The sequence below is a fragment of the Sphingopyxis sp. genome (assembly GCF_019459305.1).
Classification (GTDB): domain Bacteria; phylum Pseudomonadota; class Alphaproteobacteria; order Sphingomonadales; family Sphingomonadaceae; genus Sphingopyxis.
On sequence record NZ_JAIBES010000101.1, the window covers coordinates 1 to 4,250 of the forward strand.

A 4,250-nucleotide genomic window follows, 5' to 3' on the forward strand; every position below is an offset into this window, starting at 1 on the left:
CCCGGTGGCGCGCTGGGGGGGGCTTCTTGCCACCCTGGCTCAGGCGCCCGCGGGGGCGCGCGCGCTGGACGCCGCCCCCATGACCCGCGCCGACGCCGCCGCCGCGGCGCGCGACGGGGTGAGCGAGGTCGACCTCGACAAGGAAGCGGCCGAGCTGCTGCGCTTCCAGCAAGCCTATCAGGCTGCGGCGCGCACGATCCAGGTCGCGCGCGAAACGATGCAGACGCTTTTGAGCTCGATCTAGGAAGGCGACGACGATGATTAACGCCGTGGGCAATCGCATGACGCGCGAAATCGCGCGCCAGCAGAATCTCGCCGATCAGATCGAACGGACGCAGATCCAGATTTCGAGCGGCAAGCGGCTGCAACGCATGTCGGACGATCCGGTATCGGCGCGGCGGATCGCCACGATCGGCACGGCGCAGTCAAGCCTCACCGCGTGGAACAGCAATATCAATACCGCGACGGCGCTCGTGTCGCAGGCCGACGCGGCGCTCAAATCGGTGAGCAACCTGATGACGCGCGCGCGCGAGCTGACGGTTGCCGCGGCAAACGATACGACCAGCCCCGCCGACCGCGCGACGATCGCCGCCGAACTGGGCACGATCGCCGACGAAATCGACAGCCTGGCGGCGACGCGCGATTCGAATGGCGAGCCGGTGTTCGCGAGCGGCACCGCGCGGGTCATGCGCTTCGATGGCGACATCAGCTTTGCGCCGGTTCCCACCGCCGCCGATGTGTTCGTCATCGCCGGCAACAGCCTGTCGACCGGCATCCGCGACGCCGCGACCGCGGTCGCCGCGGGCAACAAGCCCGCGATGGGCGCCGCGCTGACCGCGCTCAATACCGCGATTGGCCATGTCGCTGACCGCCATGCCGCGCTCGGCCTGTCGGCGGGGCGGCTCGAACGCATCGGCGACGGGCTGGCGGCGCGCGGCATCACGCTAAAGGATGAACGCTCGTCGGTCGAAGATACCGACCTGTCGGTCGCGATCGCCGAGCTTAACGCACAGGATCTGACCCTCGGCGCCGCGCAGGCGGCCTTTGCCAAGATCAACCGCCAGACCCTGTTCGATATTTTGAACTGATCGCGCTCAATTTCGCGGCGCTGCTGCCGTTAAGCTTGAAGACGCATTTTGAATTTGGGGCTTTCGGCCCGGATGGAGTTGACCCCGCATGTTTCCCGTAATCGGCATCGTTGTCCTGCTGCTGCTGGTATTCGGGGGCTTTGCGCTGACCGGCGGCAACCTCGGCCCGGTCATGCACGCATTGCCACATGAGATGCTGATCATCGGCGGCGCTGCGATCGGATCGCTGATCATCGGCAATTCGGGCGCCGACCTGAAGGCGCTCGGCGGCGGGCTCGCCAAAGTGTTCAAGGGTCCGCAATACAAGAAGCAGGATTATCTCGACTGCATCCTGCTCGTCTCGACGCTGATGAAGATGATGCGGACCGAAGGGCCGGTGGCGGTCGAGCCGCATATCGAAGACCCGAAAAACTCGACGCTGTTCCAGCAATATCCCAAGCTGCTCAAGGACGACACGCTGATCCACCTGATCTGCGACACGCTGCGCTTGGTCGTGGTGTCGTCGGGGACGCTCGATCCGCACGCGGTCGAGGACGTCATGGACGCCGCGCTGAAGAATCATCACCACCACGCGATCAAGCCCGCCGATGGATTGCAGAATCTTGCCGACGCGCTTCCCGCACTCGGCATCGTCGCCGCGGTGCTCGGCGTCGTGAAGACGATGGGATCGATCGACCAGCCGCCCGCGATCCTGGGCGGCATGATCGGGTCGGCGCTGGTCGGTACCTTCCTCGGTGTGCTCCTCGCTTACGGGCTGGTCGGCCCGTTCGCGACACGCGCGCGCACCGTGATCGAAAGCGACGGCGCCATCTATCACACGGTGAAACAGCTGATCATCGCCTCGCTCCACGGCCATCCGCAGCCGCTGGTGATCGAGGCGGCGCGGTCGGGGGTCGAACATTCGAACCAGCCGAGCTTCGCGGAAGTGTTTGACGGGATGCGAGGGCGGTAATGGCCGCGCGTCCGAATACACCGCCGCGCCCGATCATCGTCAAGAAGATCATCGAAGCGCCGCACGCCGGCCACCATGGCGGGGCGTGGAAGGTCGCCTATGCCGACTTCGTGACCGCGATGATGGCGTTCTTCCTGCTGATGTGGCTGCTCGGCGCGACGACCGAAAAGCAGCGCAAGGCGCTCGCCGACTATTTTGCGCCGACGATCGTCCAGTCGAAACAGGACACGGCGGGATCGAACGGCTTTTTTGGCGGTGACTCGCTCGTCTCCGCCGACAAATATCCGCATGGCGCGGCGCAGACCGGGACCAAATCAATGACGATCCCGCGCGATGCGACCGGCGGGCCGAAAGAAGCGTCGGGGCGCGAGCGCGAACGGCTGAAATTCCAGCGCGTCGCCAAGGCGCTGGCCGAGCGGGTGCAGGCCAAGGGCGAGCTTCGGCGCTTCGCGCGCAACCTGCGCTTCACCGAGACGGTCGAAGGTCTGCGGATCGACGTGATCGACGATGCTGATTTTTCGATGTTCGCGAGCGGGACCAGCCAGCTGACCCCCGCCGGTGTGCGGCTGTTCGGCGAGATTGCCGGCCCGGTCGCCGAAATGCCCAATCAGATCATGGTGCGCGGCCACACCGATGCTGCGCCCTGGTCGGCCAAATCGGGGACCAACAATTGGCGCCTGTCGGTCGACCGCGCCGAAGTAACGCGCCACTTTCTGGAGTATCGCGGCATCGGCAAGACGCGCTTCGCCCGCATCGAAGGGGTCGCCGATCGCGAGCCCTATGTCCCCTCCGATCGATTCGATCCGCGCAACCGCCGCATCTCGATCACCCTGGGCTGGCGCACCGCTTCCAACAATTAGTGCCAGTTTGGCAGCATATCGGATCGTTAATGACAGGAATGCGCCGATATTGCACCCAATCTGGCAATAACTCTTTGTTTTGAAAGAGTTATGCAGGGATGGATAATCTTTTGTTTACCACTTTCGTCAATCTCTAGATCCATCGAAAAGGCGCCGGATTTGGGGGGCGCGGTGGAGACCAAAATGACCGTGGGGCAGAACAACAATGCAGCGCTTGAGGCGCTGATCATCGGCAGCAGCGCGGCCGCCACGCAGCTGCGCGATATGATCCGCCGCGTGGCGCGATCGAACGCTTCTGTCATGCTCTGCGGCCCGTCGGGCTCGGGCAAGGAACTGGTCGCCCGCGCCATCCACGACGAAGGCGTCCGCGCTGGCAAGGCTTTTTCGGCGATCAACTGCGGCGCCATCCCCAGCGACCTGATCGAATCGGAATTGTTCGGGCATGAAAAGGGCAGCTTCACCGGCGCCCATGCTCGCCGCATCGGCCATTTCGAAGCGAGCGAGGGCGGTACGCTCTTCCTCGACGAAATCGGCGACATGCGTTTCGACATGCAGGTCAAACTGCTCCGCGTGCTGGAAGAACGGACGATCGTCCGCGTCGGCAGCAGCGATGTGAAGGCCATTGACGTTCGCGTCATTTCGGCCACCCACCAGGATCTCGGCGCCGCGATCGCCGATGGCAAATTCCGCGAAGACCTGTTCTTCCGGCTCGGCGTGGTTGTGTTGCAGGTCCCCAGCCTCGCCAGCCGCGTCGAGGATATTCCCGCGCTCATCCGCCATTTTCAGCGCAAGATGCCGGGCGAGGCCAAGTGCCGCTTCGACGGCGAGGCGCTGGCGCTGCTGATGCAGCATCGCTGGCCGGGCAATGTCCGCGAACTGCGCAATTTTGTCGAACGCGCCAGCGTGCTGCACGGCGGCGAAACGCTCGGCGCCCATGACGTCGCCATTCTTTTGAACCCCACCGCAGCGCTTGCGCCGCGGCACGCTGTCCCCAGCAGCTTTGTCGCGGTGCAGGCCAGCGCGGACGAATCCGTCCCGGCGATGCCGCATAGCAAGGCACCCGCGCCGGGCCGCCCGATCGATCTCAAGCGCGAGATCGAGACGATCGAGCTCGAACAGATACACGTCGCGCTCGACCTCGCCGACGGCATCATTTCCGAAGCCGCGCGCCTGCTGACGCTGAAGCGCACGACGTTGATCGAAAAGATGCGCAAATATGGGGTTCAGCAGCAGGCTGCCTGACCGGCGCCCGCGAACGAGTTTCAGCACCCGCTGAAAAAGGGGGCTCTGGTCCGCCCCTGACCGCCCCGCCCCCCCGACCCCCCCCCGGGGGGCCGGGAACCAGCGGGC

At 65.0% G+C, this 4,250-nt stretch carries 5 protein-coding genes; all 5 read left to right on the forward strand.

The features are described from left to right. Window positions 1–244 (forward strand): flagellar basal body rod C-terminal domain-containing protein (locus K0M74_RS12090; protein ID WP_293972498.1); only part of this gene is annotated, 244 nt, incomplete at its 5' end. A 13-nt stretch (window positions 245–257) separates the two neighbouring features. Continuing rightward, window positions 258–1,088 carry a flagellin gene (locus tag K0M74_RS12095; RefSeq protein ID WP_293972501.1) on the forward strand — a complete coding sequence of 277 codons (831 nt, stop codon included), beginning with the start codon at window positions 258–260 and terminating at the stop codon, window positions 1,086–1,088. Between the two features lie 88 nt (window positions 1,089–1,176). Then, a complete protein-coding gene (gene motA / locus K0M74_RS12100; protein ID WP_293972504.1) occupies window positions 1,177–2,040 on the forward strand; it encodes a flagellar motor stator protein MotA in 864 nt (287 codons plus the stop codon). After that, window positions 2,040–2,900, forward strand: coding sequence for a flagellar motor protein MotB (locus tag K0M74_RS12105; protein WP_293972507.1), 861 nt, complete (start codon window positions 2,040–2,042; stop codon window positions 2,898–2,900). Before motA ends, K0M74_RS12105 begins: the two co-directional genes overlap by 1 nt. Window positions 2,901–3,083: 183 nt before the next feature. Next, complete coding sequence (locus tag K0M74_RS12110; protein WP_293972510.1) at window positions 3,084–4,142, forward strand: sigma-54 dependent transcriptional regulator; 1,059 nt, start codon at window positions 3,084–3,086, stop codon at window positions 4,140–4,142. Window positions 4,143–4,250: the final 108 nt, after the last annotated feature.